The sequence below is a fragment of the Brevundimonas sp. D3-1P genome (assembly GCF_055809335.1).
In genome coordinates this window covers 2,818,724-2,844,610 of the sequence record NZ_CM147908.1, presented here as the reverse complement: position 1 = coordinate 2,844,610, position 25,887 = coordinate 2,818,724, and the positions used below count along the sequence as shown (strand labels likewise).

The following is a 25,887-nucleotide window of genomic DNA, read 5'->3' as shown; positions in this document are numbered from 1 at the left end:
GGATTGGTTTGAACTGGGCGGGCAAGATGGTTGGGGGCGCAACGGCGATGACGGGCGGAACGAAGACGTCGGGACTGACGGACCCGGACCGCATCTGGAGCGAGGCCTCGGTGCGTCTGCGCGCCGAGATCGGCGACGGCCCCTTCTCGTCCTACATCGCCCCTTCGGCCGTACGCCTGGACAACGCCGGGCATCTGATCCTGGTCACGCCCACTGCCTATGCCCGCGACTGGGTGCGCAAGAACGCCCTGCGCCGCATGAACGAGCTGTGGCTGGGCCTGGACGGCCTGTCGCGCCGGCTGGAAGTCCGCTGCCGCGCCGAGGTGGGATCGGCCCCGCCGGCTTCGGCGCTTGCGGCCGGAAACGTGGTGGACGCCGCGCCGCGTCTGGCCGCCTTCGCGACGCCCGCTCCGGTGGGAGCCGTCTCGATCAGCGCCGACGGCGCCCGCGCCGTGCGCGCCGCCGGCCTTCAGGACCGGCTGACCTTCGACAGCTTCGTCGAGGGCCAAGGCAACGCCTTCGCCCTGGCCATCGCCAAACAGGTGGCCAGCTGGGCGGACGGCCACTTCAACCCGGTCTTTTTCTGCGGCCCCTATGGCTACGGCAAGACCCACCTGCTGAACGCCATCGCCTGGGAGGCTCAGCGCCTGCGACCCCAGGCCAAGGTGGTCTATCTGACCGCCGAACGCTTCCTGTCGACCTTCGTCAAGGCGATGCAGGACCGCTCGACCGCCGCCTTCAAGGAAAGCCTGCGCTCGGCCGACATGCTGCTGCTGGACGACGTGCAGTTCGTGGGCGGCAAGACCTCGACCCAGGAAGAACTGCTGTCGACCCTGACGGCCCTGATCGAGGACGGCAAACGGATCGTCTTCTCGGCCGACCGCGCGCCGATGGCCCTGACCGAGGTCGAGCCGCGCCTGCGCAGCCACCTCGCCGCCGGCCTGACCTGCCCGGTCGAGGCGGGCGACCGCGAACTCAAGATCGCCGTGGCCCGGAACCGCCTGAAGGCCCTGTCGGCCCTGGGCGTCGTCCAGGGCGAGGCCGCGCCCGAGGTGCTGGCCCAGTTGGTGGACCGCACGCCGGGCTCGATGCGCGAGCTCGAGGGCGCCGTGAACACCCTGGCCGCCGCGGCCGGCTCGCGCCTGTCGTCGGTGTCGGTGGACGAGGCCTCGACCCTGCTGGGGGCCGCCCTGCGGGGAGGCCCCGAGCGTCGCATCACGGTCGACGAGATTCAGAAGACGGTCGCCGACCACTTCAACATGAAACAGGCCGACCTGCTGAGCGAGCGCCGCACCCGTTCGGTCGCCCGCCCGCGCCAGATCGCCATGTATCTGTGCAAACAGCACACGACCCGGTCCTATCCCGACATCGGCCGCCGCTTCGGCGGACGCGACCACACCACGGTCCTGCACGGCGTGCGCAAGATCGAGGAGCTGATGCCCCAGGACGACCAGATCGCCCGCGACGTCGAGGCCCTGACCCGCAAGCTGCGAGGTTGATTTCGGGTGGCGAGCGGTTAGGGGCGAGTGGCGAGCGAGGAGAAACACTCTCGTCCTGCCGAATGGCCCCCAATATCCACTTGCTGCTCGTCACTAACCGCTCGCCACTTCCTTGCAGCCCGCGCCTAATCCGCTAGTGTCCCAGGTCACTTAACCGCGACCTGTCCGAGTCGGTCGCGCCGGGCGAGACGACATGCAACTGACCATCGAACGATCCGCGCTCCTGAAGGCCCTGGGCCATGTGCAGAGCGTCGTCGAACGTCGAAACACCATTCCCATCCTGTCCAACGTCCTGCTGAGCGCGGGCCGCGACCGTCTGGCCTTCGCGGCCACCGACCTGGACATGGAGATGGTCGACGAGGCCGAGGCCCAGGTTCAGGTCGAGGGCCAGATCACGGCGCCCGCCCACACCCTGTACGAAATCGTGCGCAAGCTGCCGGAAGGCGCCGAGGTCTCCCTACTCTATTCGGGCGACGATCCTCGCCTGGTCGTCTCGGCCGGACGGTCGCGATTCAACCTGCCGGTCCTGCCAGCGGGCGACTTCCCCGTCATGTCCGCCGACAGCGCCGGCGCCGCCTATGTCCTGCCCAAGGAGGACCTGGCCCGGCTGATCGACAAGACCCGGTTCGCCGTCTCGACCGAGGAAACCCGCTACTATCTGAACGGCCTTTATCTGCACACGGTCGCCGAACAGGGCATCCCCCTGCTGCGCGCCGTGGCCACCGACGGCCACCGCCTGGCCCTGGCCGAGACCCCGGCGCCCGAGGGTGCGGCCGGCGGCCCCGGCGTCATCGTGCCGAGAAAGACCGTGGATCAGGTCCGCCGCCTGCTGGACGACGCCGGCGGCCCGGTGGAAGTCACCGTCTCGGCCCAAAAGATCCGCTTCCAGATGGGCGAGGCCAGCCTGACCTCCAAGGTCATCGACGGCGCCTTTCCCGACTATCTGCGCGTCATCCCGCGCGGCAACGACAAACAGGCCGATATCGACAACGCCCTGTTCGCCAAGGCCGTCGACCGCGTCGCCACCATCTCGGCCGAGAAGAGCCGGTCGGTCAAACTGGCCTTCGACAACGACCGCGTGAAGCTGACCGTGCGCAACATGGAAGCCGGCCAGGCCGAGGAAGAGGTCGAGATCGGCTATTCCGACGAACCGTTCGAGATCGGCTTCAACGCCCGCTATCTGCTGGACGTCGCCGGCCAGATCACAGGCGAGAACGCCGCCTTCCGCTTCGCCGACCCGGCCAGCCCGACCCTGGTCCTCGATCCGGGCGATCCGGGCGTGCAGTACGTGCTGATGCCGCTGCGTGTCTGACAGCCATGAGCATGGCGAAACGGTGATCAGAAAAGCGAGGTGGAGGATTTGGGCTCCCCTCGCGATCTCATTCTTGGGCCTTGGCGCCTACATCGGTATTTTCGCTTGGCTTTCCAGCCTTGAAGGCCGCGAAGAGCTCCTGCGCGCCTTGACGGGTTCCATTTCCGACGCGGTCACAGCCGCTGCGCCCGGTTTGGTATTGCTCGCCTTATGCGGCGAAGCGATACGATCCCTATTCTGGGGAGATTATATCGTCCCCAATGAGCGCGGCCTCCGCTTTCGGATCAACGGCCGGAAGCATTTGCTTCTTTGGGAACGGGTGAGCAAGTTCCGTGTCGAAACACCCGTGATGGGGCAAGAAGGCGTAGTCGGATGGGACTACAGCGGCGATGTCCATACCGAAAGACGCGTAAAGAGTTCAGCCGCGACGACGATGGACGGCGATTTCGGCCGAGGCTGGCAAGGTGGGCCGGACGCCCTTTGCATCGCGCTGGAGGCTTGGAGATCTCGCCATTCCAGCACCTTCGTCTTCCCAGAAGAGGGAGGCGTGCCCCCTTCCAACATTCGTCAAGACGGACCAGACCTTCCGTCATCTTTGATAGTGCGTGCAGATACACGAAAGGCGGTTGGCCCTCTGATAGGGATTTGGTGCTGCTTCTTCGCGCTGTTCGCCTTTCCAATCTGGATCACGGCGCTAGCGAGTCCGAGCGGGCAGGCGCTGACGGTGTGGACGAGTGTGGCAGGCAACTGGTCGTTCTGGCTGGTCGCTCTGTTGTATGCCGCAATGGCGCTCTGGTTGGGCTATGTGGGCTATCTTCTGACGCGACGCTTTATTCTAAAGCCGACCATTGTGTTGGTCCCATCAGGCTTCACCATCAGTGATGAAGCGGGGGTCCGATTCATCCGTTGGAAAGATGTCGAGGCCTTCGGAATCGCTCAAGACTCGAACAACAATCGCGAACATGTCGGCTGGCGCTATCGACCCAGCGTGGCCGATGTCGAAAGTTGGCAAAAGCCATCGCTCGACATGGATGCGTCGCTAGGCATGGGGTGGCAAGGTTCCGTGCGCGACCTTCGCGATACGTTTGACGAATGGCTTCGTCGGTACGGCGCCGGCTGAGCAGACAGATTGATACAGTCTCTAACCCTCACGGACTTCCGCTCCTATGCGAGCGCGCGGCTGGAGATGACCTCCGGGCCGGTGGTGCTGCATGGGCCGAACGGGGCGGGAAAGACCAATCTCTTGGAGGCCATCAGCCTCTTGACCCCCGGCAAGGGGCTGCGCGGCGCGACTGCAGCCGAAATGGGCCGACGAGAACCGGGCGAGGCAGTGGGCCGCGCCTGGGCCGTCATGGTCGAACTGGACGACGAGACGCGGCTGGGCACGGGCGTCCAGACGGCGGGGGCGGCGCGGCGTATTGTGCGGATAGACGGCGAGACGGCGCCGCCGGGGCGGCTGCTGGATTATCTGCGTCCCGTCTGGGCGACGCCCGAACAGGACCGGCTGTTCTCGGACGCGCGCGCCGAGCGGCTGAGATTCTTCGACCGGCTGGTCTTCGCCGCCGATCCCGATCACGCCGCCAGCGTCTCCGTCTATGAAAAGGCCCTGCGCGAACGGCTGCGTCTGCTGAACGATGCGCAGGACGGGCGCGAGGCGGACCCCGTCTGGCTCGACGCCTTGGAGCGTCGTCTGGGCGAGGCGGGCGCCCGCGCCGCCCTCGCCCGCGTCACCGCCGTGCACGCCCTTCAGGCCGCCATCGACGCGCGCAGCGATCGCCCCTTCCCCCAGGCCGACCTGGGTCTGGACGGCGCCGCCGAACGGATGGCCGAAGCGGGCGCCGAGGAAGACGAGATCGCCGCCGCCATCCGCGAGGGTCTGTCCAAGGCCCGCGCCCGCGACGGCGCCGCCGGCCGCTCCCTGTTCGGACCGCACCGCACCGACCTGACGGCCGTGCACCGCGAGAAACGGCGACCCGCCGCCGAGGGCTCGTCGGGCGAGCAGAAGGCCCTGGTCCTGAACCTGATCCTGGCCCAGATCGCCCGCCTGTCGCACCAGGCCGCGCCGCCCGTCCTGTTGCTGGACGAGGCTCCCGCCCACCTGGACGAAACCCGGCGCGCGGCCTTGTTCGACGAGATCGCGGCCCTGAACCTGCAGGCCTTCATGACGGGCACCGAGCGCGACCTGTTCGCCGGTCTGAAAGGCCGCGCCCAGTTCGTCCGCGTCGCGGGCGGAACCTTGGCAGGCGACTAGGTTTCGACGCGGAAATCCTCGCTTTTTCGTCGAAATTTCCTATATGTTGGCGGCTTCGACGCGGTGCGATCCCGTGGTCGATTCGAGCGCCCAGCGCGGCCTCTTCTCCCCGTCCCGGTCGGGACTTCTGAGCCAACGATTTCATGACCGATCCGATTGCCGACCAGCCCGAATACGGCGCCGATTCCATCAAGGTTCTCAAGGGCCTGGACGCCGTGCGCAAACGCCCCGGCATGTACATAGGCGACACCGACGACGGTTCCGGCCTGCACCACATGGTCTATGAGGTGGTGGACAACGCCATCGACGAGGCCCTGGCCGGCCATGCCGACCTGGTCCAGGTCATCCTGAACGCCGACGGCTCTGTCACCGTGACCGACAATGGGCGCGGCATTCCCACCGGCATCCACGAGGGCGAAGGCGTCTCGGCGGCCGAGGTGATCATGACCCAGTTGCACGCGGGCGGTAAGTTCGACCAGAACTCCTACAAGGTCTCCGGCGGCCTGCACGGCGTGGGCGTATCCGTGGTCAACGCCCTGTCCGACTGGCTGCAGCTGAAGATCTATCGCGACGGCAAGCAGCACGAGATGCGTTTCGAGCGCGGCGACACGGTCAAGTCTCTGGAAGTCACCGGCGACGCCCCGATCCGCGAGACCGGCGACAAGGCGGGCCAGCCGCTGAGCGGCACGGAAGTCACCTTCTTCCCCTCGCTGACGACCTTCAGCCACATCGACTTCGACTTCAAGACGCTGGAACACCGCCTGCGGGAACTGGCCTTCCTGAACTCGGGCGTGGTCATCCGGCTGGCCGACCTGCGCGGGGCCGAGCCGGTCGATGTCACCCTGCATTACGAGGGCGGGGTCGAGGCCTTCGTGCGTCACCTGGACAAGTCCAAACAGCCGCTCTTGAAAGACGTCATCGTCATTCGCGGTAAGAAGGAGGGGATCGAGCTGGATCTCGCCCTGTGGTGGAACGACAGCTACCACGAGACCATGCTGTGCTTCACCAACAACATCCCGCAAAGGGATGGCGGCACCCACCTGTCAGCCTTCCGCGCCAGCCTGACCCGCGTCATGGGCGGCTATATCGAAAGCTCGGGCGCCGGCAAGAAGGAGAAGGTTTCGGTGTCTGGCGAGGACGCCCGCGAAGGCCTGACCTGCGTCCTGTCGGTCAAGGTGCCGGATCCCAAATTCAGCTCGCAGACCAAGGACAAGCTGGTCTCGTCCGAAGTGCGTCCGGCCGTCGAGGCCCTGTGCACCGAGGGCCTGTCGACCTGGTTCGAGGAACACCCGGTCGAGGCCAAACAGGTCGTGGCCAAGATCATCGAGGCGGCCTCGGCCCGTGAGGCCGCGCGCAAGGCCCGCGACCTGACCCGCCGCAAGTCCGCGCTGGAGATCTCGAGCCTGCCGGGCAAGCTGGCCGACTGCCAGGAACGCGATCCCGCCAAATCCGAACTGTTCATCGTCGAGGGCGACTCAGCCGGCGGCTCGGCCAAACAGGCGCGCAACCGCGAGAACCAGGCCGTCCTGCCCCTGCGCGGCAAGATCCTGAACGTCGAGCGCGCCCGCTTCGACCGGATGCTGTCGTCGGACCTGATCGGCACCCTGATCCTGGCGCTGGGCACCGGCATCGGCCGCGACGACTTCAACGCCGACAAGCTGCGCTATCACAAGATCATCCTGATGGCGGACGCCGACGTCGACGGCGCCCACATCCGCACCCTGCTCTTGACCTTCTTCTATCGCCAGATGCCGGAGCTGATCGAGCGCGGGCACGTCTATATCGCCCAGCCGCCCCTCTATAAGGTCTCCAAGGGCAAGCAGAGCCGCTACCTCAAGGATCAGGCCGAGATGGACGCCTATCTGATCGAGGAAGGCTCGTCCGAGGCGGAGCTGGACCTGTCCACCGGCGAGCGGCGCATGGCCCTGGACCTGCAGACGCTGGTGCGCGAGGCCAAGGCGTTCAAGGCGGGCGTGGATCGCCTCAGCCAGCGCGCCCCGGCCTTCGCCATCGAACAATCGGCACTGGCCGGCCTGTTCGCCGACGACGCTGACCTGGCGGCCGGCTCGATCGCGGCGGCTGCGCGTCTGAACCTCTATGCCGAGGAAGGCGACGGCGAATGGGCCGGCGCGCCGGGCGAACAGGGCGCCGTGGTGTTCACCCGCACCCGCCGCGCGGTGCAGGAGACCATCGTCCTGGAAGAGACCCTGATCCGCTCGCTGGACGCCCGTCGCCTGGCCGAACGCGCCGCCGCCTTCGACGGCGTCTTCGCCGCCCCGGCCGTCTATCGCCGCAAGGACAAGTCCACCGACATCCGCGGGCCGCTGGACCTGCTGAACGCCGTGCTGGACGCCGGCAAGAAGGGGCTGGCCATCCAGCGTTACAAGGGTCTGGGCGAGATGAACCCGGAACAGCTGTGGGAGACGACGCTGGACGTCAACGCCCGCACCCTGCTGCAGGTCTCGGTCGAGCACGAGGAGGACGCCAACGACCTGTTCGCCAAGCTGATGGGCGACGTGGTCGAACCCCGCCGCGAGTTCATCCAGGACAACGCCCTGGACGCCGCCGTCGACGTCTGAACCCCGAAAGGGCGCGGCCTATTGGCCGCGTCCGGCCGCGATGAAGGCCTGGATGGTGGGGAAGCGGGCGGCCTGAGGGCGCAGGTCTTCGCAGGCGAAGGATTTGATGGCGCCATAGACGCCGCCGGCCGGCGTCGCCTCCCATGGCGTGTCCTCGGAATAGCGGTCGGTCTCCGCCCCGTCGGCGCCATAGGCGACGGTCGCGCCCGAGCGGGACTGGCCGTCCGAACAGCGCACCATCACCTCTTCGGTTTCGTGGCTGAGGTCCGCCGCGTCGCCGCGCGCATGGACCCGCGCCATCCTGGTGGTCACGACGCCGTCCACAGGCGTCAGGGCGTCGATATCGAGCAGATAGACGGTGGCGTCGCTGCGCGAGAAGGCCGCCCAACTTTCCGCCCTCGCCGCCGACGCCAGCCCCAGCGCCGCACAAGCGGCCGCCGACGCGACAGCCGCGATCTTCTTGGTCCTGATCATCCTCTTTCCTCCCCAGGCAAGGCGATCATTTCATACCTGGACGCGGCGAATTTCAATCGCCGTCAAGCAGGCTTTCAGCGGCGCATCAGGGCCGGTTGCGCGACGGCAGGGCGGCGATGTCTTCCGCCGTCAGCTTGCGGGCGACGCGGACACGGCATGGCTCGGGCCTGATCGCGGGGCTGCGCAGGCGCGCCTGGTCGCCGACGCACAGCCGGCTGGTCCCGGCCATGGGCTCCAGGGCGATGGACAGGGCGCTGGGCAGATCGCGACAGACGGTCGCGTCGATCTGGAACACCTCCGTCGCGGATGTGCGGACATAGAGCGTCTGCTCGTTCGGGGCGCTGAAGTTTCGAACCAGATTGGGCTGGAAACAGGGATTGGCGGTCGTTTGGGCGACGGCGGGCGTCAAATCGGCCCCGGCGGGGGCGCACGCGGCCAGAGCCAGGGCCAGGGCCCCAACCACGGCCGAAAAAAGGACAAGACGCAGCATGGTGTTCTCCTGACGACAGCCCCGCCTCAACCCTCTCGCCGGGGCACGTTGGGCGCAAGCGAATTCGCCAGGACGGCGGAGCGCCGTGGCGAGACGCGGCCGGCCAGATCGCGCGGCAGGGGCGAGGGTCGGTTCAGGATCAGGGCCGCCAGATGCTCGCCCAACAGGGGCGCGACGCAAAAGCCGCGCGACCCCAGGCCGCCCAGGATATAAAGGCCGTCGTCCAGCGCCCCGGCCAGGGGCAGCCGGTCGGGCGTCGTGGCGCGGATGGCGGCCCGGCTGTGCTTCACCTTCGCCGAAGCGACGCGATCGGCAAACGCCGGCAGGCGCGCGCGCAGGGTTTCGAGGTTGCGCACGCTGTCGGCGGGCCGGGGCGTCACATCCATCTGGCCCCTATCATGGGTCGCGCCATACAGCAGGCCCGCGCCGGTGGGGGCGACATAGCCGCCCCACGCCACGGCCCGCGCCGCCCTTCCGTCCTCGACCCAGTCAGCTTGGCCGCGCACCGGCGACAGGCGCGGCGCGGCGGCGTGTTTCGCCAGCAGTTCGGCGGCGCCCCAACCGGCGGCCACGACCACTGCATCGACCTCGGCCAGGACGGCGCCGGCCTGATCCAACAACCGCCAACCGCCTTCCGCACGCGCCAGAACCGCAACCTGCGGCGAGTGGACCTCGGCGCCCGCCAGCCAGTCGGTCAGTATGGCGGCGGGGCGGACGGCGCAGGCGTCGACCATCCTCAACCCGTCCTCCCCGACCGGCTCGCCGGCCAGGGCGTCGGCAGCCTCGACCGTCTGCACCGCCATGGCGCCGGCGGGCCAGATCGGCTGGGCGGCGATTTTTTCGAAGCGCGCCCGGTCGCGCGGCGCCTGGGGCAATTGCAGCACCCCCTCGCCCACGACGGCGCCCGGCGTTCGGGCGTAGAGGGCGCGGGCGCGCGCCAGCGCCTGAGCGTGAAGCGCGGCGACGCCCATATCGCCGGCGTCCAGGCGCGGCGTGACCAGACCGGCGGGAAAGCCCGAGCCTCCGGCACCCGGCCGGTCCGCTTCGAACACCGTCGCCCGGACCCCTTGCGCCTTCAGGGCGCGAACGACGGACGCGCCGGCGACGCCCGCGCCGACCACGGCGACGCGGGGAAGGACCTCGGGTTCGGCGGCGCTGGACAGGCGGGCTTCCAGCCGCTCGCGCTTGCGGCCGTGGCCGGGGCGCTTGTCCACGACGAAGCCGCGCTCGGCCAGGGCGCGCCGCACCGCCCCCGCAACGGTGAAGGTGGCCAGCCGCGCGCCGGGCGCCGAGCGGGCGGCGATCCGGTCCATCACCTCCGGCGACCACATTCCGGGGTTCAGGGCCGGGGAAAACCCGTCCAGGAACCAGGCGTCGGCGGCGCCCGACCACTGTTCCAACGCCCAGGCCGCATCGCCGACGGCCAAGTCGACGACCGCCTTGAACCCCGGCAGGTCGATCCGGTGAAAACCAGGCGTCGGCGCCGGCCAGGCCTGGAACAGCCCCGAGGCGGCGTCGGCCAGTTCCGGCCAGTTCGCCAGGGCGCGCCCGGCTTCCGCGGCCGTCATAGGAAAACCCTCGACGGAGAAGACGTGCAACCGTCCGTCCGCCGGGCCAGTGCGTCGCCACAGGTCCAGCAGCGCCGCGATGTTCAGTCCGGTGCCGAAGCCCAGTTCCGCCACGGTGAAGGCGGCGCGCCCGTGCCAGGCGTCCGGCAGGCCGCAGCCGTCCAGAAACACCGCCCGCGTCTCGGCCAGGCCGTCGTCGCGCGAGAAATAGACGTCGCCGAACCGACCCGATCGCGGCTCTCCGTCATCGGTCCAGGTCAGTTGGGGCGAAACGTCGTGGGGGCTCATCCGCAGGGCCTTAGCATCTTCGCCGCCCGGACGAAAAAGGCCGTGCTTAACCCTGGGTGTCGGTCTTCCCTTCCAGCGTCAGCGGCGTCCCAGCTTCTGGCGACAAGATGCCGATAGAGGACGGTCGCAAGCAAAGCCCGCTGACGCGGGAAGCGAAGACGGCCACGGGTCGGATCAGTGACCCGACGGCGCGGGGGTCGGCTCCGGCGTGGTCGGCGTCGCGCCCTCGACCGGCGGGGTGGGAGGCGGGGCGGCGGCGGCGTCGTTCTGGATGGCCTGGTTGGCGGCGGCCTCGGCGTCGCGGGCGGCCTGATCGACCGTCAGGGCCGCTTCCTCGGCGCTGCCGGCGGCCTCGACCGCGTCGCTGGCGGGCGCCTCGGACTTGTCTTCCGGCGCCTTGCTGCAGGCCGCGACGGCCAGGAAGGCGGCTGAGGCGACGACGAGGGCGGACATACGCATGAGGGGTCTCCGAATAGGTTCGCGAGGCGGCGCGCCTCTGGCCCGCCGGACGATAGGACCGCGCCCCCGACGGGGGCAAGCCGGGATCGGTGCTGCGTCGATCCGGCTCAGTCGGCGGTGATGTTGTTCAGCGCCTCTTCCATCTCGCCGAACGAGGGCTGGGCGGTGGAGGGAATGTCGCCCCGGCCGATTTCGACCGAAATCTGGGCCGCGTTGCCGTGCAGGTGGGCCACCAGCACCGACTGGATGATCTTATAGTAGGCGGCTTCCTCGTCGATGATCGCCTTCAGGCGCGCGGCGAACGGGCCGACCAGCCCATAGGCCAGGAAGACGCCCAGGAAGGTGCCGACCAGGGCGCCGCCGATCATGCCGCCCAGAATTTCGGGCGGCTCGGTGATGGAGCCCATCGTCTTCACGATGCCCAGAACGGCGGCGACGATGCCCAGGGCCGGCAGGCCGTCGGCCAGGTTCTGCAGGGCGTGGGCGGGCTCGAGATGCTCGTGATGGTGCTTTTCCAGCTGCTTTTCCATCGCATCCTCGACCTGGTGCGGATCCTCCAGGTTCATCGTCATCATCCGCAGGGTGTCGCAGATGAAGTCGACAGCGAAATGGTCCTTCAGCACCTTGGGGTATTTCTGGAAAATCGGGGAGTCCTTGGGCTTTTCGATATGGCTTTCCAGCGCCACCACGCCCTTGGACTTCATCGTCTTGGTCAGTTGGAACAGCAGGCTGAGCAGGTCCTTATAGTCCTGCTTCTTCCATTTCGGCCCCGCGAACGCCTTGCCGAAGCCCGCCAGAGACGACTTGATGACCGGCAGGGAGTTGGAAATAAGAAAGGCCGCGACGCCGGCGCCCCCGATGGCCATCAGCTCATGCGGCAGGGCATGGGCGATGACGCCGAACTTTCCGCCCGCCAGGATATAGCTGCCGAACACCATGCCGAAGAGCATGACGATGCCGATGATCTGGAACATTGGGGCGGACGATCCTGACGCGAGAGGTCGGGATCATCCCCATTAATCATTAAGACCGCGTTTCGCGAACAGCGTCCGGCGACCGAAAACCAGTGATCAGAGACGCCCCTCGCCCTTCAGGATCGCCGTGCGCGCCGTCGCCGTCAGCTTCTGATAGCCGGACTTGCCGCCACGCACATAAAGCGCCGCTCCGGTCTTTTCGGGATCGAAGCCGTCGGCGACCAGATCGGCCTTTCGGTATTTGAAGGTGCCGGTCGTTTCCGCCGCCTTGATCAGCCGCAGGAAGACGGGCTGGGCGTAGGCGGGCAGCTTGGCCTCGACATGGTCGGAGAAGGCCTGGGCGTCGAACTTGCCCTCGACCACCAGGGCGGCCATCCCCGCCTTGCCGTCCTGGGCCGGAACCGGCACGCCATAGACGATGGCCTCGGTCACGCCCGGCGCATCCATCAGCACCTGTTCCACCTCGGAGGTCGAGACGTTCTCGCCCTTCCAGCGGAAGGTGTCGCCCATCCGGTCCACGAAGTAGAAATAGCCCTCGGCGTCCTGTTTCATCAGGTCGCCGGTGCGGAACCAGCGGTCGCCCTTCTTGAAGACGTCGGTCAGGATTTTCTTCTGGGACGCGGCCTTGTCGGCATAGCCCGAGAAGTCGTGGCGGATGTCGTTGCCGATCTCGCCGATGGCCTCGCCCACCTCGCCGATGCGCGCCAGACGGCAGAGGCCGTCAGGGCCGCGAATGGGCTGTTCGGTCTCGAGGTCGAACTGAACTAGGCGAATGTTGATCTGCTTCTTCAGATAGCTGGGCACCCGGCCGATGGCGCCCTGCTTGCCGTCGAAGTTGAACAGGGAGACGTTGCCTTCGGTCGAGCCGTAGAATTCCAGAATTTCGGGGATACGGAACCGAGACTGGAAATCGGGCCAGACGTCGGCGCGCAGGCCATTGCCGAAGGCCAGCCGCAGCTTGTGCTTGGTCTCGTCCTCGACCGAGGGGCTGTTCACCAGATACCGGCAAAGTTCGCCGATATAGACGAACATGGTGGCCCCCGACGACCGCACGTCGGGCCAGAAGCTGGTGGCCGAGAATTTCTTGCGGATGACCAGCCGCGCCCCGTTCAGCAGGGCCGCCCCCACGCCGACCAGGCCGCCGGTCGAGTGGTAGAGCGGCAGGACGTTGAAGATCCGATCCTCGGGCGTCGAGCGCGTGGCCCCGGCGAAGGCTCGCATATAGGTGCGGGCGCGCGAATGGGGGATGCGCGCGGCCTTGGGCAGGCCCGTCGTGCCGGAGGTGTAGATATAGAGCGCCGTATCCCGGTTGGTCATGCCCTCGCGCGCCGTCTTGGACGGGCGCACCGAAGAGCCGCCACGCACCGGCTTGTCCAAACCGCGCCGGTCGCTGGTCTCCAGATCGTCCGGCAATCCCAGCACCCAGAGGGCCAGGTTGTGGTCGACCATAGGCCGCGCCTCCTCGATCTGGCGCCAGCAATCCTCGTCGGCGACGACGTTGAAGGCGTTGGAGATGGCCAGACAGTGCGCCAGGCCCTGGCCGTTCAGATTGGTGTTGATCAGGGCCGTGGCGATGCCGACCTTCGAAAAGCCGATCCAGGCCGCCAGATATTCGATCCGGTTCGTCATCATCAGGGCGATGGTGTCGCTGCGGCGCAGGCCCCGGTTCTTGGCCCAGTGGCCGAAGCGGTTGGCCATGGCGTCCAGGTCGCGATAGGTCAGGGTGCGCTGACCGTCGTCGATAGCGATGTTGTCGGGGAATTTGTCGACCGCCTCCTCGAAGTCGTCGCAAACCAGGACATCGCTATCCAGTTGGATCGGCTTGATGCGCTTGAGCAGGCGGAACAGGCCGCGCGCGAACCGGACATCCCGACGGATATTCGCTACAAACCCCATACGCGCCGCAACTCCCATTATTCGTTATCCGCCCTATCCGGTGATGGACGATGGCGGGGCGTGCGGTCAACAGCCCGGTCCGCAAGGGCGCTGCGAACCCAGCCGATTGCCGCCAGCCGTGATCCATTTGTGCGGTTGACGCCGGGGAAATCCAGAGGCGCGCTGTGCTTTTTATCGCCGCAATTGGTCGATGCCGGATGCGTCGAGGCGCGCTCCCCCTGTCTCCGCCCAGCGAAAATGCGCGGATGTTCCGCTAGCGGTTCGGGCGCGGCGGCTGAAATTCTCACAGCCGGCGACAGTATCCATCGCTTGTCCCGTGCAGCGCCTTGGCGTTGTCAGATGGCGTTCGACGGAGACGCCCGGTGACGATCGCCACCCTGACCAGAAACCGCATCGCCCTGCCCGCCCCCACGCGCCTGACGCATCTTCAACGGCTGGAGGCCGAAAGCATCCACATCCTGCGCGAGGTGGCGGCCGAGGCCGAGCGCCCGGTCATGCTGTATTCGATCGGCAAGGATTCGGCCGTGATGCTGCATCTGGCCAAGAAGGCCTTCTATCCGTCCCGGCCGCCCTTCCCGCTGCTGCACGTCGATTCGACGTGGAAGTTCCGCGCCATGTACGCGATGCGCGAACGGGCGGCGGCCGATCTGGGCGTCGAACTTCTGGTGCATCGGAACCCCGAGGCCGTGGCGCGTGGGATCAACCCGTTCGACCACGGCTCGGCCCTGCATACCGACCTGTGGAAGACCGAGGGGCTGAAACAGGCCCTGTCCCTGCACGGCTTCGACGCGGCCTTCGGCGGCGCCCGGCGCGACGAGGAGAAGTCGCGGGCGAAGGAGCGGATATTCTCCTTCCGCACCGCCCAGCATCGCTGGGACCCGAAGAACCAGCGCCCCGAGCTCTGGCGGCTCTACAACACCCGCAAGCGGCCGGACGAGAGCATCCGCGTCTTCCCCATCTCCAACTGGACCGAGTTGGACGTCTGGCAATACATCCACCTGGAACAGATACCCATCGTGCCGCTCTATCTGGCCGCCAAGCGCCCCGTGGTCGAACGCGACGGCGCCCTGATCATGGTGGACGACGAGCGGTTCCGGCTGCGCCCCGGCGAGACGGCGCAGATGAGGTCCGTCCGCTTCCGCACCCTGGGCTGCTATCCCCTGACCGGGGCGGTCGAGAGCACGGCTGCGACCCTGCCCGAGGTGATCCAGGAAATGCTGTTGACCACCACCTCCGAGCGCCAGGGCCGGGTGATCGACCACGACCAGTCCGCCTCGATGGAGAGGAAGAAGCAGGACGGTTATTTCTGATGGCTCACCAATCCGACCTGATCGCGCGCGACATCGACGCCTATTTGGACGCTCACCGGCGCAAGAGCCTGCTGCGCTTCATCACCTGCGGCAGCGTGGACGACGGAAAGTCGACCCTGATCGGCCGGCTGCTCTACGATTCCAAGATGATCTTCGAGGATCAGATGGCGGCGCTGGAGTCGGACAGCCGCCGCGTCGGCACCCAGGGCGGCGACATCGACTTCGCCCTGCTGGTGGACGGCCTGGCCGCCGAGCGGGAACAGGGCATCACCATCGACGTGGCCTATCGCTTTTTCTCGACCGACCGGCGCAAATTCATCGTCGCCGACACGCCGGGCCATGAGCAGTACACCCGCAACATGGTCACAGGCGCCTCGACCGCCGACGCCGCCGTCATCCTGATCGACGCCCGGCGCGGCGTGCTGACCCAGACGCGGCGGCACGCCTATCTGGTCAGCCTGCTGGGCATCCGCCACGTGATCCTGGCGGTCAACAAGATGGACCTGAAGGGCTGGTCGCAGGCGGTGTTCGACGCGATCGTGGCGGACTTTCACGCCTTCGCCGGCCAGATCGGCCTGACGCGGTTCGACGCCATCCCCCTGTCGGCCCTGCGCGGCGACAACGTCACCGAGGCCAGCCCCCGCTCGCCCTGGTACGCCGGCCCGCCGCTGATGGGCCTGCTGGAAACGCTGGAGGTCGGCGACGATCTCCAGGCCGACCCGTTCCGCCTGCCGGTGCAATGGGTCAACCGGCCCGATCTCGACTTCCGCGGCTTTGCCGGCCAGATCGCCGCCGGGACCGTGCGGCCGGGCGATCCGGTGCGCGTCCTGCCGTCCGGAAAGACCTCGACGGTGGCCCGCATCGTCACCGCCGACGGCGACCTGGCCCAGGCCGTCGCCGGCCAGTCGATCACCCTGACCCTGGCCGACGAAATCGACGTCTCGCGCGGCGACGTCCTGGCCTCGGCCGACGCTCCGCCCGAAGCGGCCGACCAGTTCGAGGCGACGGTGGTCTGGATGGACGACGAGCCCCTGCTGCCCGGACGACCCTATCTGCTGAAACTGGGGGCGAAGCTGGTCGGGGCGACCATCACCGAGCCCAAGCACAAGGTGAACGTCAACACCCTGGAACAGCAGCCGGCCAAGCGATTGGAGCTGAACGAGATCGGGGTCTGCAACCTGTCGCTGGACGTCCCCGTCGCCTTCGCCCCCTACGTCCAGAACAAGGACCTGGGCGGCTTCATCCTGATCGACCGGATCTCGAACCGGACGGTGGGCGCGGGCCTGCTGAACTTCGCCCTGCGCCGCGCCCACAACATCCACTGGCAGGCCTTGTCGGTGGACAAGGCCGCGCGCGCCGCGATCAAGAACCAGCGCGGGCGGGTCGTCTGGCTGACCGGCCTGTCGGGCGCCGGCAAGTCGACCATCGCCGACCTGATCGAGAAGCGCCTGCACGCCGACGGCCGCCACACCTATCTGCTGGACGGCGACAACGTCCGTCACGGCCTGAACCGCGACCTGGGCTTTACGGAAGAGGACCGGGTCGAGAACATCCGCCGCGTGGCCGAGGTGTCGAAACTGATGGTCGACGCCGGCCTGATCGTCCTGGTCAGCTTCATTTCGCCCTTCCGGGCCGAACGCGGGATGGCCCGCGGCCTGCTGGACGAGGGCGAGTTCGTCGAGGTCCACGTCGACACCCCTCTGGCGGTTGCCGAGGCCCGCGATGTCAAGGGGCTGTATAGGAAGGCCCGCGCCGGCGAATTGAAGAATTTCACCGGCGTCGACAGCCCCTACGAGCCGCCGGAAAGCCCCGAGATCGTGGTCGACACCACCACCATGTCGGCGGAACAGGCGGCCGAACGGATCGTCGCCTGGCTGAACGGCCGCTTCTGGAACGAGGACTTCAGCATCTGACGCGGGGCATCGCAGTCCTCGCGCGGGAGCTTGGCTGTTTGCGGCGGGCTTCGGGACCGACATCCCTTCCGATCCAACCGGGCCTGTCCGCCGGATCGCCCCGCCTCGCTGGACCTGGAGCGGGCAGCGGGAATCGAACCCGCACGAAAAGCTTGGGAAGCTTTCAGGCTACCACTACATCATGCCCGCGATGGCCTGGACGGGGTCTAGCTCATGGCCGATCCGGGCTCAAGGCCGGCGTGGCGGCCGCGGCGTTCTCGCGCGCATAGCGCTGGGCGATCAGAGTGCAGGCGAACAGCTGAATCTGGTGGAACAGCATGATCGGCAGGACGATCAGCGGCACGGCGTGACCGGCGAACAGGATGCCGGCCATCGGTATGCCGGTCGCCATGCTTTTCTTGGAACCGCAGAACAGGATGACGATCCGATCCGGTTTTTCGAACCGCAACAGCCGCCCGGCCGCCAGCGTCAGGCTCAGCACCACGGCCAGAAGGGCGATGTTCAGCCCGACCACCTTCGCCAGGTCGGCCGGCGCGACTTGGGACCAGACGCCGGCGACCACGCCCTCGCTGAAGGCCGCATAGACGATCAGCAGGATCGAGCCGCGATCCACCAGGCCGGTCAGCCTGGCGCGGCGGCCCAGCCAATCCTTGAGCAGCGGACGGCATATCTGTCCCACGGCGAAGGGCGCCAAGATCTGCAGGCCGATGTCCAGGATGGATTGCAGATGAATCCCGCCCCCTGCGCCCCCGATCATCAGGCCGACCAAAAGCGGCGTGACGATCACGCCCAAAAGGTTCGACAGGCTGGCGCTGGTCAAGGCGCCGGCGACATTGCCGCCGGCGATGGAGGTGAAGGCGATGGACGACTGCACCGTGGACGGCAGCAGGCACAGATACAGCATTCCGGTCAGCAGGTCCGGCTGCAGCGATCCGCGCATCAGGAAGACCAGGCCCAGCCCCAGCAGCGGAAACAGGACGAAAGTGCTGAGCAGGACCGCGCCCTGGAGCCGCCAGTGCATCAGGCCCGCACCGATGGCCGCCGGCGACATCCGCGCGCCATACAGAAAGAACAGCAGGGCGATGGCCGCCGTGACCACCCCCTCCATCACTTCGGCCGCCTGTCCGCGCGCCGGCAGGATCGCCGCCAGCGCCACCATGCCGACCAGGGCCAGAAGATAGCGGTCGATCGGCAGGCGGCTCAAAAAACGAAGCATGGAGGACTCAAGACTGCGGCGGCGGACCCCACGATAGGGCGCGCCGCCGCCGATTGGGAACCCGGCTCGGGATCAGGCTCCGGCCCGGTTCCTGACCAGATCGTCCACCACCGACGGATCGGCCAGGGTCGAGGTGTCGCCCAGCGAGCCGATCTCGTTTTCGGCGATCTTGCGCAGGATGCGGCGCATGATCTTGCCCGAGCGGGTCTTGGGCAGGCCCGGCGCCCACTGGATCACGTCGGGCGCGGCGATGGGGCCGATTTCCTGGCGCACATGGGCGATCAGTTCGCGCCGCAGGTCCTCGGTGATCTCCACGCCCTTCCTGAGGGTGACATAGGCGTAGATGCCCTGGCCCTTGATGTCGTGGGGATAGCCGACGACCGCCGCTTCGGAGACGATGTCGTGCAGCACCAGGGCGCTTTCGATCTCGGCGGTGCCCATGCGGTGGCCCGAGACGTTGATGACGTCGTCCACCCTCCCGGTGATCCAGTAATAGCCGTCCTCGTCCCGACGGCAGCCGTCGCCGGTGAAGTAGCGGCCCGGATAGGTCGAGAAATAGGTGTCGAAAAACCGCTGGTCGTCGCCATAGACGGTGCGCATCTGGCCGGGCCAGCTGTCGGTGATGCACAGATTGCCCGACACGGCGCCCTCCAGAGGCTGGCCCTCGGCGTCCACGATCTGAAGCTCGACGCCGGGCAGGGGCAGGGTGGCCGAACCCGGCTTCAGGTCCGTCGCGCCCGGAAGCGGCGTGATCAGATGGCCGCCCGTCTCGGTCTGCCACCAGGTGTCCACGATGGGGCAGCGGCCGTCGCCGACGACCTCGTGATACCAGCGCCAGGCCTCGGGATTGATCGGCTCGCCGACGGTGCCGAGAATGCGCAGCGACTTGCGCGACGTGGCCTTCACCGGAGCGTCGCCTTCCCGCATCAGCGCGCGCAGGGCCGTGGGGGCGGTGTAGAAGATTTCGACCTTGTGCTTGTCCACCACCTGCCAGAAGCGGCTGGAGTCGGGATAGTTGGGCACGCCCTCGAACATCAGGGTCGTGGCGGCGTTCGCCAGAGGCCCATAGACCAGATAGCTGTGGCCCGTGACCCAGCCCACGTCGGCGGTGCACCAGAAGACCTCGCCGGTGCGGTAGTCGAAGGTCAATTCGTGGGTCCAGGCGGCCCAGAACAGGTATCCGCCCGTGGTGTGCAGCACGCCCTTGGGCTTTCCGGTCGAACCCGAGGTGTAGAGGATGAACAGCGGGTCTTCGGCGTTCATCGGCTCGGGCGGGCAGTCCGCGCTGACCTTGGCCGCCTCCAGACCATAGTCGAAGTCGCGGCCCTCGGTCATCGGCACGTCGCGGCCGGTGCGGCGTACGACCAGGACGGCATCCACCTTCACCTTCTTCAGCGCCTCGTCGACATTGGCCTTCAGCGGCACATGCTTGCCGCCGCGCAGGCCCTCGTCGGCGGTGATGATCAGGTTGGAGCCGCAGTCCTCGATCCGGCCGCACAAGCTGTCGGGCGAAAAGCCGCCGAACACCACCGAATGCACCGCCCCGATGCGCGCGCAGGCCAGCATGGCGTAGGCGGCCTCGGGGATCATGGGCAGATACAGGGTGATCCGGTCGCCCTTCTTGGCCCCGTGCGCCTTCAGCACATTGGCCATGCGGCAGACTTCGGCATGCAGCTCGCCATAGGTGATGCGGCGGCTGTCGCCCGGGTCGTCGCCTTCCCAGATGATCGCCGTCTCGTCCTTCCTGTGGGGCAGGTGACGGTCGATGCAGTTGGCCGAAACGTTCAGGACGCCGTCCTCGAACCAGCGGATGCGGAAATCCTCCTTCTTGAAGGAGACGTCCTTGATCCTGGTCGGGGGCGTGATCCAGTCCAGACGCCTGGCCTGTTCGGCCCAGAAGGCGTCCGGGGTCTCGCGTGCGGCGATCCGCGCGGCCTCGTAGGCCTCCCGGTTCATATGGGCCTTGGCGGCCCAGTCGGCGGGGACGGGATAGAGGTCGAGATCAGGCACGAAAGGCGTCTCCGGCGGAAATCAGAATCCGTATTTGGCGAACAGGATCAGGCGGGTCAGGTCGCCGCTGGCGCCGGTCTCGATCTCGCGGTCCGCAAACATCAGTTCGGCGCCCACGTCGAAGGCCGTGACGGGCGACCAGATCAAATTGGCGTGGATGCTTTGCGCCGAACGGTTCGCGCTCAGGCCGGTGAAGCGGGTGTCGTTGTCCACATTCTGGCCCGACCAGATCAGGCTGGAGCGCCAGCCAGGCGCCCAGACGTGGCGATAGGCGGCGAAGCCGGCGACCACGCCGATGGCGTCCAGTTCGCCCGAGGCGTCCAGCACGGCGTCGTTCGAGAAATTCAGACCGACATAGCGGCCGATCCCCTCGCCCCCCGTCACCATCAGGCGAAGGTCGTCCTTGGACCCGACCTTGATCTTGGTCGAAGCCGACAGGCCCCAGCCGGTCGCGGTGGAATCGATATTGCTCGCCGGATTCTGATATTTCAGCTGGCGCAGCAGGCCGGCGAACTGGAGATCGCCCCATGGCCTGGACACGGCGTAGCGGGCGGTGAAGTCCGGCAGGCTGTTGTCGTCGGCGACCACGCGCGTTCCGCCGCCGAACGGGGTCACGGTTGTCTCGGGATTCTCGACCGAGACCGAGAAGGGACCGCGCGTATAGCGGACCTGAACCTGACGGGCGAACACAGTGCCTTCGGCCGCGCCGATGAAGTCGGCCGATTCCGGCAGGACGGCGGTGTTCTGGAAGTTGGTCCACTCCTGACCGATCAGCCAGTTGTCGATGGTGATGAAGGCGCGGCGCAGAGCCGGATTGGCCGGGCTGGTGGTGCGCTGGTCGCCTGCGCCGGGCAGGGTCTGGAAGTCCATCTCCATCCGGGTGCCGATCTTGTGGCCCCCGACTATGCCGTCGGTGGTCAGCCAGAACCGGGTCTGGCGGGCGTTGAAGTCGGTCGCCGTATCCTCGTCGGCGCCGCCGATCGGGATCGAGCCGGGGATGTGGAATTCACGAAGCGAGTCGCCATTGGCCGGATCCCCGCCGGAATAGCGGGTGGCGTAGGCGTCGACCTTGACGAAACCGCCGAACTTGACCGTGTGATCGCCGATGCGGAAGCCTTCGCTCAACGAGGCGGGGGCGGCGGTCTGCTGCACCGGGGCGGGGGCCGGATTCGCTGGGCGGGTCTCCAGGCGAATGATGTCCTGGGCCTGGGCGGCCTGCTGGGTGCGGGCGGCGACGACCTCGCCCTTCAGGGCGTTCAGCTCGGCCTCCAGCTGAGCGATCCGAGCCTCCAGCGCCGCCTGGCTGGACTGGGCGGAGGCGATGTCGGGCGCGCACAGCAGAGCGGCCGAGGCGGCGCCGGCCGAAAGGACCGCCGATAGACGTGACTTGATCATGATGAAAATCCTCCCGCGCCCGTCTTATCGCGTGCGTCCCTATGAAAACCTTTCCGCCTGGGGGTCCGGCTGACCATTGGCCATTCGTCTAATTTCGACCAAAGTCGAACCGCGGCATGATAGGGCTGATGTGGCCGCCTAGACGCCGCGCGGGAAATCCCAAGGGAAGGACGCCTATGGATCGCATCGTCGTCGCCGACGACCATCCGCTGTTCCGCGCCGCCCTGCGTTCGGCGGTCGACAAGGCCGCGCCGGGGGCCGAGGTGATCGAATGCGCCAGCCTGGGCGAGGCGCGGGCCGCCTTGCAGGCGGGGCCGACGGACCTGCTGCTGCTGGACCTCAAGCTGTCGGACAGCGAGGGGATGGCGGGCCTTGCCACGGTTCGGGCCGAGCATCCGGCGGCCCCGGTCGCGGTCGTGTCGGCCAGCGAGGATGCGCCGGTGGTGCGAAACGCCTTGGGTCTGGGCGCGGCCGGCTTCATCCCCAAGTCCACCGCCCTGCCGCAGATGGTCGAGGCCATCGCCGCCATCCTGGCTGGCGACACCTGGGCGCCGGACGTGCCCGAGGCCGAGGACGACGACCTGGCCGAACGGGTGGCCAGCCTGACCCCCTCGCAGCTGCGCATCCTAGAAGGGCTGAAAGCCGGGCGGCTGAACAAGCAGATCGCCTTCGACCTGGGGGTGTCCGAGGCCACCATCAAGGCGCACCTGACCAGCGTCTTCCGCAAGCTGGGCGTCCACAACCGGACCCAGGCGGTGATCCTGGCCAAGCAGATGGACCCGGCGGGATAGACCCAGTCCTTGTCGTCATACCAGGGCGTCCGAAGGGTGACGCGAGACGGAGAGCGATGAACGCAGATCCAACCTAGCTGGACAGAAACGCTTTCAGGGCCGCCGGCCGGATCGGCTTTGGCAACAGGACTGCGCCGGCCGCCGCGGCCTGTTCGTTCAGGCCGTCGCGGGTGTCGGCCGTGACCAGGGCGATGCGGCGAACCCCCAGCGGCCGCAGCCAGTCGATCACGGCGAACCCTTCCGGCCCATCGCCCAGGTGAAGATCAACTACGGCGGCGTCGAACGGCCCCTTGGCCGCCCTGGCCGCTTCGACGCTGGACGTCAGGGTAGGACGCGCGCCCCAGCGTGTCAGAAGCGCGTTCAACGCATCCAGGATCACCGGCTCATTGTCCACGCACAACACCCGAAGACCCGCCAGCGGCAAACGCACGTCGCGCAACGGCGCGGCTTCGGTCGTCACGTCCGGGGCGCAGCGGGGCAGGACGATGCGGAAGGTGGTGCCGCGTCCGACTTCCGACTCCAGCGACAGCGGATGGCCCAGCAGGCTGGAAAGGCGTTTGACGATGGCCAGGCCCAGCCCCGCGCCGGGTTCGTCCACCGCCGCGCCAGGCAGGCGCACGAACTCGTCGAAGACGGTCTTCTGCTGGGCCCTGGGGATGCCGCGCCCTGTGTCGCAGACGAACACACGCGCTGTCTCGCCTTGCCTGAGCACGCCTACCAGGACCCGGCCCCGGTCGGTGTAGCGGATGGCGTTGCCCACCAGATTCTGCAGCATGGACCGCAGCAGATCGCGGTCCGACGTCACCCATAGCCGCGTCGGAGAAAGCGTCAGGCGCAGGCCCTTGGCCTCGGCCACGGGGGCGAACTCGCGCCGCAGATCGTCGAACAGGGCCCCCAGGGACAGCTGCGCCACATTCGTCCGCACCCCGCCGGCCTCCAGCTTCGACAGGTTCAGCAGGGCGGTCAGCAGGCGGTGGGCGCTGTCGATGGCGCGGTCGGCGTTGACGGCCAGGGTGCGGCTCGTCGGCTCGGACAGCGCCGGCTCCTCCTTCAGCGCCGCGATGAACAGGCGCGCGGCGTGCAGGGGCTGCAGCAGATCGTGGCTGGCGGCGGCCAGAAAGCGGGTCTTGGACGCCGTGGCGTCCTCGGCCAGCCGCCGGGCCTCGTCCAACCGCGCGGTGCGGTCGGCGACGCGGGCCTCCAGCCGCTCGTTGGCCTCTTCCAGCTGGCGCGCGGCGCGGCGCAGGGCGGTGATGTCGGTATAGCTGGTGGCGTAGCCGCCGCCGGGGATGGGCGCGCCGGACGAGCGCAACACCCGACCGTCGGGCTGCTCGCGTTCATGGTCGTGGGGGATGCGCCGGCTCAGAGCCTCCAGCCGTCGCTCGACCCAGGCTTCGATGTCGTCGGGGCTCTCGCCGCGCTCGGCGTTCAGGCGATAGATGGTGGCGATGGGCAGGCCGACGTGGACGAAGCCGACCGGCAGGTCGAACATGGCGACATAGCGCCGGTTCCAGGCGGTGACGCGCAGGTCTTCGTCCACCACGATCACGCCCTGGTCGATGTTGTCCAGCGTGGTCTGCAACAGGTCGCGGTTGAACTGGACCGCCTGGGAGGCCTCGTCCAGCATCCGCACCACGTCCTCGGGCGCGCGGCCGACCCCGGCCAGGGCGGCGGCGATGACCCGCCGCGCCGACGCCGCGCCGATGGCGCCGGCCAGCATCCGCTCCGCCGCCCGCGCCAGGGCCGCATCGGCCGGGTCGGCGTCGCGTAGCCGGACGGCCGTCTCGCGCCCCCAGGCGGAAAAGGCTCGCTCGGCCCGCTCGTCGCCGATGAAGCGGGCGACCAGGGCGCGCAGGTCGCCGACCGAGGCCCCGGACGGCGCGGGCCGGGCCTCCATCCAGTCCGGCCCCAGCCGATCCACGAAGGCGCGCGCCTGAACCCGGTCGATCAGTCGGGGCCGCGCGAACCGCGACACCCCGACATAGGCCGCCAGGTTCAGCCCCAGGCTGACGAAGACCCCAAGGGCCAGCGGATCCTTGATCCCCAGCATGACGTGGATATGCCACGCCGCGCCGGGGGCCAGTTGCGGCAGGGCCAGCATGACGATCCACACCAGGACGCCCACCGCCATGCCCGCCAGGGCGCCCTGGGCGTGCCCGCCCCGCCACAGGACGGCGCCGAACAGGGCGGGCGCCAGTTGGGACATGGCGGCGAAGGACACCAGCCCCATGGCCGCCAGGCCGCGCGACTGGTCCGTCGCCTGATAATACAGCCAGGCCAGCAGCAGGACGGCCACGATGGCCCCGCGCCGCACCTGCAGGATGACGCCCGCCATGTCCGAGGCGTCGCCGCGCACCCGCCAGCGGTCGCGCGCCAGGAACGGCAGGATCAGGCTGTTGGACACCATGGCCGACAGGGCCACCGCCTCCACGATCACCATGGCCGTCGCGGCCGAGAAGCCGCCGACGAAGACGATGGCGGTCAGCAGCGGCTCGCCGCGCTGGAACGGCAGGGCCAGCACCAGCAGGTCGGGGTTCACGGTCGGCGCGAACAGGGCGCCCGCCGCCACCAGCGGCAGGACCGCCAGACTGGTCAGCAGCAGATAGAGGGGGAATATCCAGCGGGCGCGTCTCACGTCCGACGGCTGGGCGCCCTCCACGAAGGCGACGTGAAATTGGCGCGGCAGGCAGAAGATGGCCAGCGTCGACAAGACAGTGATGGCGGTGAAGCGCGGGGTGACGTCCGGCAAGGCGCCCAGCGCCCCCAGCCCCTCGACGACGCGCGGCGGCGATCCCTGGTTCACCAGCAGCGCCAGGGCGAAGACGGCGACGAACAGAAGGGCGCCCAGCTTGACCATCGATTCCAGGCCGATGGCCTGGATCAGGCCGCGATTATGCTCGGTCAGATCGGGCCGGCGCGCGCCGAACAGGATGGCGAAGAAGGCCAGGACCCCGGCCAGGACCAGCACCGTCAGCCGTTCCGACCCCGCGACCGGCGTGCCCGCCGTCAGCAGTTCGCCCGCCATCGACAGGGATTTCAGCTGCAAGGCGATATAGGGCAGCGAGCCCAGGATGGCGACGACGGTGACGGCCGCGCCCAGGGTCTGGCTCTTGCCGTAGCGGGAGGCGACGAAATCGGCCATGGAGCCGACGTTCTCGCGCCGGGCCGCCGCCGCGATGCGCCGCCACAGCGGAAACAGCAGGGTCAGGCCGATGATCGGCCCGATATAGATGGGCAGATACTCCCACCCGTCGCGCGCGGCCGTGCCCACCGCCCCGTAATAGGTCCAGGAGGTGCAATAGATGGCCAGCGACAGCGCGTAGATCGACGGACCCAGCCCCTTGCCGCGCGCCCTTGCCGCCGGTCGTTCCTGATGCCAGGCGACGGCGAACAGCACCGCCATATAGGCGGCGACCAGGCCGAGGATCGTCAGGCTGAACATGACAGGCATCTGAACCGGCG

18 protein-coding genes and 1 tRNA gene are annotated in these 25,887 nt (G+C 68.0%); 8 read left to right on the top strand and 11 right to left on the bottom strand.

Annotated elements, in window-relative coordinates:
- Window positions 1-26: 26 nt before the first annotated feature.
- The 5 genes from dnaA (at window position 27) to gyrB (ending at window position 7,641) form a co-directional block, all read left to right on the top strand.
- The gene (gene dnaA, locus AC0L6G_RS14375; protein ID WP_473252516.1) at window positions 27-1,499 is read left to right on the top strand and encodes a chromosomal replication initiator protein DnaA; all 1,473 of its coding nucleotides are present in this window, start codon (window positions 27-29) and stop codon (window positions 1,497-1,499) included.
- A gap of 193 nt (window positions 1,500-1,692) precedes the next feature.
- Window positions 1,693-2,811, top strand: coding sequence for a DNA polymerase III subunit beta (gene dnaN, locus AC0L6G_RS14370; protein WP_293827259.1), 1,119 nt, complete (start codon window positions 1,693-1,695; stop codon window positions 2,809-2,811).
- Complete coding sequence (locus AC0L6G_RS14365; RefSeq protein WP_293827258.1) at window positions 2,804-3,931, top strand: hypothetical protein; 1,128 nt, start codon at window positions 2,804-2,806, stop codon at window positions 3,929-3,931. The genes dnaN and AC0L6G_RS14365 overlap by 8 nt, the downstream gene beginning before the upstream one ends.
- Before the next feature lie 9 nt (window positions 3,932-3,940).
- A complete protein-coding gene (gene recF, locus AC0L6G_RS14360) occupies window positions 3,941-5,062 on the top strand; it encodes a DNA replication/repair protein RecF (RefSeq protein ID WP_293827256.1) in 1,122 nt (373 codons plus the stop codon).
- Between the two features lie 143 nt (window positions 5,063-5,205).
- Complete coding sequence (gene gyrB / locus AC0L6G_RS14355; protein WP_473252515.1) at window positions 5,206-7,641, top strand: DNA topoisomerase (ATP-hydrolyzing) subunit B; 2,436 nt, start codon at window positions 5,206-5,208, stop codon at window positions 7,639-7,641.
- 18 nt (window positions 7,642-7,659) lie between these two features.
- Here the strand turns inward: gyrB and AC0L6G_RS14350 are convergent, their stop codons facing one another.
- From AC0L6G_RS14350 to AC0L6G_RS14325, 6 genes are all read right to left on the bottom strand, one after another.
- On the bottom strand, window positions 7,660-8,115 hold the full coding sequence (locus AC0L6G_RS14350) for a hypothetical protein (RefSeq protein WP_293827253.1): 456 nt from the start codon (window positions 8,113-8,115) through the stop codon (window positions 7,660-7,662).
- An 85-nt stretch (window positions 8,116-8,200) separates the two neighbouring features.
- Complete coding sequence (locus AC0L6G_RS14345) at window positions 8,201-8,605, bottom strand: DUF6491 family protein (RefSeq protein ID WP_293827251.1); 405 nt, start codon at window positions 8,603-8,605, stop codon at window positions 8,201-8,203.
- 26 nt (window positions 8,606-8,631) lie between these two features.
- Window positions 8,632-10,461, bottom strand: coding sequence for an FAD-dependent 5-carboxymethylaminomethyl-2-thiouridine(34) oxidoreductase MnmC1 (gene mnmC1 / locus AC0L6G_RS14340; RefSeq protein WP_473252514.1), 1,830 nt, complete (start codon window positions 10,459-10,461; stop codon window positions 8,632-8,634).
- Between the two features lie 174 nt (window positions 10,462-10,635).
- Window positions 10,636-10,920 (bottom strand): hypothetical protein, encoded by a 285-nt coding sequence (locus AC0L6G_RS14335; RefSeq protein ID WP_293827248.1) that lies wholly within the window; start codon window positions 10,918-10,920, stop codon window positions 10,636-10,638.
- A 107-nt stretch (window positions 10,921-11,027) separates the two neighbouring features.
- Window positions 11,028-11,894, bottom strand: coding sequence for a flagellar motor stator protein MotA (gene motA / locus AC0L6G_RS14330; RefSeq protein WP_291538532.1), 867 nt, complete (start codon window positions 11,892-11,894; stop codon window positions 11,028-11,030).
- A 96-nt stretch (window positions 11,895-11,990) separates the two neighbouring features.
- The gene (locus AC0L6G_RS14325; RefSeq protein ID WP_293827247.1) at window positions 11,991-13,790 is read right to left on the bottom strand and encodes a long-chain-acyl-CoA synthetase; all 1,800 of its coding nucleotides are present in this window, start codon (window positions 13,788-13,790) and stop codon (window positions 11,991-11,993) included.
- 362 nt (window positions 13,791-14,152) lie between these two features.
- On the opposite strand from AC0L6G_RS14325, the gene cysD reads away from it, so the two are divergent.
- Together cysD and cysN are read left to right on the top strand one after the other, a co-directional pair.
- On the top strand, window positions 14,153-15,100 hold the full coding sequence (cysD, locus tag AC0L6G_RS14320; RefSeq protein WP_293827246.1) for a sulfate adenylyltransferase subunit CysD: 948 nt from the start codon (window positions 14,153-14,155) through the stop codon (window positions 15,098-15,100).
- Window positions 15,100-17,013: a sulfate adenylyltransferase subunit CysN gene (gene cysN / locus AC0L6G_RS14315; RefSeq protein WP_293827245.1), complete on the top strand. Its 1,914-nt coding sequence runs from the start codon at window positions 15,100-15,102 to the stop codon at window positions 17,011-17,013. Before cysD ends, cysN begins: the two co-directional genes overlap by 1 nt.
- A 115-nt stretch (window positions 17,014-17,128) precedes the next feature.
- Here cysN and AC0L6G_RS14310 read toward each other — a convergent pair.
- From AC0L6G_RS14310 to AC0L6G_RS14295, 4 genes are all read right to left on the bottom strand, one after another.
- A tRNA-Gly gene (locus tag AC0L6G_RS14310) sits at window positions 17,129-17,202 on the bottom strand.
- Between the two features lie 22 nt (window positions 17,203-17,224).
- Window positions 17,225-18,229 (bottom strand): bile acid:sodium symporter family protein, encoded by a 1,005-nt coding sequence (locus AC0L6G_RS14305; protein WP_293827244.1) that lies wholly within the window; start codon window positions 18,227-18,229, stop codon window positions 17,225-17,227.
- A gap of 72 nt (window positions 18,230-18,301) precedes the next feature.
- On the bottom strand, window positions 18,302-20,239 hold the full coding sequence (gene acs, locus AC0L6G_RS14300) for an acetate--CoA ligase (RefSeq protein ID WP_293827242.1): 1,938 nt from the start codon (window positions 20,237-20,239) through the stop codon (window positions 18,302-18,304).
- A gap of 21 nt (window positions 20,240-20,260) precedes the next feature.
- Complete coding sequence (locus AC0L6G_RS14295; protein WP_473252513.1) at window positions 20,261-21,634, bottom strand: DcaP family trimeric outer membrane transporter; 1,374 nt, start codon at window positions 21,632-21,634, stop codon at window positions 20,261-20,263.
- Window positions 21,635-21,810: 176 nt separating this feature from the next.
- Between AC0L6G_RS14295 and AC0L6G_RS14290 the strand changes: the two genes are divergently transcribed.
- On the top strand, window positions 21,811-22,425 hold the full coding sequence (locus AC0L6G_RS14290) for a response regulator (protein WP_293828485.1): 615 nt from the start codon (window positions 21,811-21,813) through the stop codon (window positions 22,423-22,425).
- A gap of 73 nt (window positions 22,426-22,498) precedes the next feature.
- Here the strand turns inward: AC0L6G_RS14290 and AC0L6G_RS14285 are convergent, their stop codons facing one another.
- Window positions 22,499-25,867: a hybrid sensor histidine kinase/response regulator gene (locus AC0L6G_RS14285; RefSeq protein WP_293828487.1), complete on the bottom strand. Its 3,369-nt coding sequence runs from the start codon at window positions 25,865-25,867 to the stop codon at window positions 22,499-22,501.
- Window positions 25,868-25,887: the final 20 nt, after the last annotated feature.